Source organism: Streptomyces sp. NRRL S-495, assembly GCF_000966955.1.
GTDB lineage: Bacteria > Actinomycetota > Actinomycetes > Streptomycetales > Streptomycetaceae > Kitasatospora > Kitasatospora purpeofusca.
Window position 1 is genome coordinate 1 of the sequence record NZ_JZWY01000551.1, and the last position, 5,804, is coordinate 5,804.

A 5,804-nucleotide genomic window follows, 5' to 3' on the forward strand; every position below is an offset into this window, starting at 1 on the left:
GAACTCCCGCAGCCTGGGCCGGACTCCGATGACGGCCAGGGCGAGCGCGGCCGCCAGGAGCGTGCCTCCGACGGCCGCCGTCGTGGCGTCGAGGTCCTCGTCGGTGGCGGCCACCGCACGGTCCATCGCGTGCTGGTTGACCGCCTGAACGTCGTCGAGCGCCGTGGCGAGGAGGCCGAAGTCGGCGTTGGACTGGCCGGCGCCGAGGCCGGTGTTGAAGGCGACGGCCTCCTTGAGGCGGCCCTGCGCGTTGAGTTCGCGGATCCTGCGATCGTCCCGCTGGTAGGCCTGGAACGCCGCCAGCACCCGCTCGGCCGCCTCCTGCTCGCCGGCGAAGGTGATGTTCCGCAGCTCGTCGCCGAGGAACCCGCCGAAGCCGATTGTGGCGTGGTCGGCGCGGTGGCCGTCCGCCAGGGCGGCGAGCCTGTTGTTGTAGCTGCCGAGGGTCGCGCCGTCGACCCGGGCGAAGGACTGGGTCTTGTCGAAGAAGCTCTGCTCGTACGCCGCGGCGCGGGCCGGGTCGGTCAAGTAGCGGCTCTCGTCGGCGTTCAGGTCGTACGCCACGGCGCGGGCCCGACCCAGCGCGATCACGGAGTCGTAGGCGTTGCTCTTGGCGACGACCAGTTGGTGCTCCGCCCGGGAGGCCAGGGTCAGCCCGGTGATCAGCCCGGCGAGGGTCAGCAGAGCCGCGACGGCCAACGGCAGGTTCACCAACCGGCGGAAGCGCACCGTCAGCACGCGCTGAAGGACTCCCAGGGCCACCAGCGCGAGCAGGCCGGTGACCAGGATCCACCACCGGCCGGTGCCGAGGTCGCCCCGCTGGGATCCGTAGATCCGTTCCACGGTGGCCGAGTTGGCCGTGGTGACCTCGTCCACCGCCGGCAGCAGGCGCTGCCGCAGCAGATCGGTCGCCTCCCGGTAGGCCGCGAGTGCCTCCGCCGACGGCTTCCCTGCGGGCGGCCTCGCCTGCTCCTCCAACAGCTGGGCACGGGCCACCCGGCCCTCGTAGCGGCCGAGTTCACCGATCACGGTCTGCACCGCCCGCTGCCCGGCCGGATCGCCGACCACCGCCTCGGCGACCCGCTGGAGGTCGGTGTCGGCCCGGACACGGCTGCGCTCGTAGGTGTCCAGGGTCTGCTCGCGCAGGGCCGCGAAGTCCGGATCGGCGCCGAACAGCAGCAGATTGGCGGCCTGGGCGTCCATGTCGTTGAGTGCGAAGTACAGGTCCGCGGAGCGCACCACCTGCGGCGCGGCACGGTGGCCGATGGCGTCGGTGCCCTCCCGCGCCCCGCCCAGCACGGTCGCGGTGACCGCTCCGGCCGTCAGCAGCACGGCCAGGCAGCTGCCGGTGAGGCCGCGCACCAGGCGCGGGGTGTGCCACCAGGACCGGTGCAGCCAGCGGTAGGAGGCCACTCCCCCGCGAGGTCTCCAGTGACGGGGGGCGCGCACCGCGGGTGCCGGACCGGACGGTTCCGGGCCCGCCACCCCCGGCGAACCCGTTCCCACCACAACCGATCCGCCCGACGTGGCCGTTGGCATCGCCGCGCGCCCCCCTCCCCTGTATTCACTGGCCGCCGAACGGCCCCGGAGGAACCGCCGGGGCTGGGATTCGGCACAGCGCGCCGCCAGTCGTTGACCCTGGTGGCGAACCGTTTCCTCGGTGCTGACGCTACGGTCGGCGGAGGTGCTCCCGGCCGGTTCTGACGTCCCCTTGACGGCCCGCCCCACGATCTTGACGCGTTCTTGGCGCCGAAGCCGCGGTTCCGGCGGGGCTCGGGCGGGACTCAGGCGGCGCGGCCGACCAGTTGGTCGGCGAGCTTGGCGAGGCGCTTCTGCGAGCGCTCCTCCTGCACGACGGCGGCCGTCGGGGCGAGCTCGCCGCCGTCGTAGTACTCGCCGTTGACCAGCTCGGTGGAGGGCAGGCAGAGCCGGACCACGGCCGCCGCGCCCTCCGCCGCCGGTGCGCCGACCCGCCCGTACAGCGGGAGCAGCGCGGTGTCGCACAGCCCCGGGTTGAGGCTGACGGCGGTGATGCCGGAGCCGGCCGGGGCCATGTCGGCGGTGGCCATGGTCAGGGCGAGCTGGGACTGCGCGTAGGCGGCGACCCGGGAGTACCTCTTCACCCGGTGCGGGTCGGTCCAGTTCATCGAGGCGGTGCGGTGGAGGGAGGAGGAGACGTTGACGATCCGGGCGTCCCCGGCGGCGGCGAGCGGGGCGCGCAGGAGTTTGGCGAGCAGGTGCGCGGCGAGGAAGTTGACCTGGAGCGAGACCTCGTTGCCGTCGTCGGTGAGGGTGCAGCGTTCGGGGGCCATGGCGGCGGCGTTGTTGACCAGCAGGTCGAGGGCCGAGTAGTGCTCGACGACCGTTCCGGCGAGCCCGGCGACCTCCGAGAGGCGGGTGAAGTCGGCTGCCAGTTCGACCAGTTGGTCCCGTCGAGCGCCGGCGGCGACGAGGCGCCCGACGGCGTCCTCAGCCTCGGTAGTGGTACGGGCGTGGACCAGCACGGTGGCGCCGAGCCCGGCCAGCAGGCGGGCGCTCTCCCAGCCGATGCCGGAGGAGGCGCCGGTGACCAGGGCGGTGCGGGACGACAGCGTGGACAGAACAGCGTCGGACATGACCCATCCAAGGGTGGCGGGCACCGCCGGGGTGCCGGCAGGCGTGACGGGTCACGCCCCCGGGGGCCGGCGGTGCGGAGAAGGTGGAACGGTGGAAAAGGCGTCCGCCTCCCCGCACACGGCGGCGGGGAGGCGGGCGTCCTTGAGCGGCACACGCCGGGCGACCGCGACAGCGACGACGCGCGGCCGCGGATGCGGCGGGCGGTCGTGGTGGCGTGTCGAGCGGTTCATGCCCTCCATCCAACGCGACTCCGCGGCGCCCCGGCAAGCCCCACCCGCCGCCCTGACGCGGCCCTGACGGCTCCCTGACGGGCCCTTGACGTACGGTCGTCCAGCAACAGGCAGCAGGGCCCGGCCGGGCGTCGGACGGCCGCGTCAGAGTCGCGTCAAGGACACCCCGCACGATGCCAAGCCGGCGTCAAAACACGCATGGCCCCCAGGGGTTCGGTGCTTCGCTGTGCGGCGTCCCCGTTCCCATCGCACCGGGCCGCCCGCTCCCCGGGCGGCCTCCGGAAGGTCGCCAGCACCGATGCGCCGTTCGGCTCCCACCTCACCGGACACCACCACCGACCAGGCCGGGCCCCGGCCCGACTGGTTCCGCCGTCGGAAGGGCGCCGGCACCGAGCCGGAGCCCCCGCACCGGCACCGACACCAGCACCCGAGCCACCGGCCCGACACCGGACGGCCCGGATCGGGACGGCCCGGGCGGCGCCGACTGATCACCGCCCGCCAGCTCCGGGAGGCCCTGCCGGCCGCGGTGCGGAAACTGCACCCGCGCACCATGGCGAAGAACCCGGTCATGCTGGTCGTCGAGACCGGATCCGCCCTCACCACGCTCACCGCCGTCCTCCACCCGAGCGTCTTCGCCTGGATGATCAGCTTCTGGCTCTGGCTCACCGTGCTGTTCGCCAACCTCGCCGAAGCCGTCGCCGAGAGCCGGGGCAAGGCCCAGGCCGACTCGCTGCGCCGGGCGCAGGCCGGCACCACCGCCCGGCGCCTCCTGCACTGGCGGGTCGGCACCCGCGACCATCGCCACGAGAGCATCCCGGCCGAGGAGTTGCTGCTGCACGACATCGTGCTCGTCGCCGCCGGCGAGGTGGTCCCGCGCGACGGCGAGGTGGTCGAGGGCGTGGCCGCCGTCGACGAGTCGGCGATCACCGGCGAGTCCGCGCCGGTGATCCGCGAGTCCGGCGGCGACCGCACCGCCGTCACCGGCGGCACCCGCGTCCTGTCCGACCACCTGGTGGTCCGGATCACCTCCCGGCCCGGGCAGAGCTTCATCGATCGGATGATCGCCCTGGTCGAGGGCGCGAACCGGCAGAAGACACCGAACGAGATCGCGCTCAACATCCTGCTCGCCTCGCTCACCGTCGTCTTCGTCCTCTCCGTGGTCTCGCTCCAGCCGATGGCGATCTACGCCGGGTCCCCGCAGACGACCGTCGTCCTGGTGGCGCTGATGGTCGCGCTCATCCCGACCACCATCGGCGCGCTGCTCTCCGCGATCGGCATCGCCGGCATGGACCGGCTGGTCCAACGCAATGTGGTCGCACTCTCCGGCCGGGCCGTCGAGGCGGCCGGCGACGTGGACGTGCTGCTGCTCGACAAGACCGGCACCATCACCCACGGCAACCGCCGGGCCACCGCCCTGCACCCGCTGCCCGGCGCCACCGCCGAGCAGCTCGCCGAGGCCGCCCAGCTCGCCTCGCTCGCCGACGGGACGCCCGAGGGGCGCTCCGTCGTCGAACTGACGAATCGTCAGTACTGGGTGCCACCGCGCTCCGAAGGTGAACTGGGCGAGCGGACCGACGTCCCGTTCACCGCGCGGAGCCGGATGAGCGGCGTCGACCTCGCCTGGCCCGACGGCGCCGCCTGCCTGATCCGCAAGGGCGCGGCGAACGCCGTGGCGCAGTGGGTGGTGCGCTCCGGCGGGCGGCTGCCGATGGAGGCCAAGCCGCTGGTCGACCGGATCGCGGGCGACGGCGGCACCCCGCTGCTGGTGGCCGTCCACGACCGGCACGGCGCCCGTGCGCTCGGGGTCGTCGAGCTGAAGGACGTGGTCAAGGAAGGCATCGCCGAACGGTTCGCCGAACTGCGGCGGATGGGCATCCGGACCGTCATGGTCACCGGCGACAATCCGCTCACCGCCCGGGCGATCGCGGCGGAGGCGGGCGTGGACGACTTCCTCGCCGAGGCCACCCCCGAGGACAAGCTCGCCTACCTGCGCAAGGAGCAGGCGGCCGGGAACATGGTTGCGATGACGGGCGACGGCACCAACGACGCCCCCGCCCTCGCCCAGGCCGACGTCGGGGTCGCCATGAACACCGGCACCCCGGCGGCGAAGGAGGCCGGCAACATGGTCGACCTCGACTCCGACCCCACCAAACTGATCGAGATCATCCGGATCGGCAAGCAGTTGCTCATCACCCGGGGCGCGCTGACCACCTTCTCGATCACCAACGACGTCGCCAAGTTCTTCGCGATCATCCCCGCGATGTTCGCCGGCTCCTACCCCGGCCTGCGGCACCTCAACATCATGGGCCTGCACAGCCCGACCTCGGCCATCGCCTCGGCGATCGTCTTCAACGCCCTGATCATCGTCGCCCTGATCCCGCTGGCCCTGCGCGGCGTCCGCTACCAGCCCGCCGACGCCACCGACCTGCTCCGCCGCAACCTGCGGGTCTACGGGCTCGGCGGCCTCGTCCTCCCGTTCCTCGGCATCAAGGCGATCGATCTGATCATCGAGTTCCTCCCCGGCCTCGACTGAGCCCGCCGGCCCGCGACCCTTCGCCCTCAGTACCGCTGGGCCTGCGCGACCCGGGGCACCAGCGCCTTGTCACGGTCGAGCGGGCTGAAGGCCGTGGGGGTGGCCGTGGCTCCCGGGGCGAGGTCCTTTACCCCCAGGAACGTGGTGTCCACCACCTGGTCGCCGTCCAGGAACTCCACCTTGATCGCGTAGGACGCCGTGGCGGCCGTACTGTTCACCACCGTCACCGTCGCGGCGTTGAGGCCCGCGGTCTGCGCCTTGGGCAGACCGGTGATCGTGATGTCCGACAGGGCGTTGCCGGTGCCCTCCGTCCCGGACAGCACCGCTTGCGCCTCGGCCCGGCCGGCGGCCAGCTGTGCCGAGACGGACGCCTCGAACGAGGCGGCCGCCGCCGACCGCGAGACCTCGGCCCGGGAGGCGGCGGC

The 5,804-nt window shown here is 73.3% G+C and carries 3 protein-coding genes and 1 pseudogene; 1 reads left to right on the forward strand and 3 read right to left on the reverse strand.

All coding sequences use genetic code 11. From position 1 onward, the window contains the following. Window positions 1-1,413, reverse strand: a 1,413-nt coding sequence (locus VR45_RS27005; protein ID WP_052709408.1) for a hypothetical protein, incomplete at its 3' end; no start/stop codon positions are given. Window positions 1,414-1,784: 371 nt separating this feature from the next. Continuing rightward, window positions 1,785-2,615, reverse strand: a complete 831-nt coding sequence (locus VR45_RS27010; protein WP_045942445.1) for an SDR family NAD(P)-dependent oxidoreductase — start codon at window positions 2,613-2,615, stop codon at window positions 1,785-1,787. Between the two features lie 529 nt (window positions 2,616-3,144). Here VR45_RS27010 and kdpB point away from each other — a divergent pair. Further along, on the forward strand, window positions 3,145-5,379 hold the full coding sequence (kdpB, locus tag VR45_RS27015) for a potassium-transporting ATPase subunit KdpB (protein WP_078896866.1): 2,235 nt from the start codon (window positions 3,145-3,147) through the stop codon (window positions 5,377-5,379). Between the two features lie 26 nt (window positions 5,380-5,405). On the opposite strand, the pseudogene VR45_RS27020 reads toward kdpB, so the two are convergent. Further along, window positions 5,406-5,804 (reverse strand): annotated as a pseudogene (locus tag VR45_RS27020) (hypothetical protein); the annotation flags it as partial.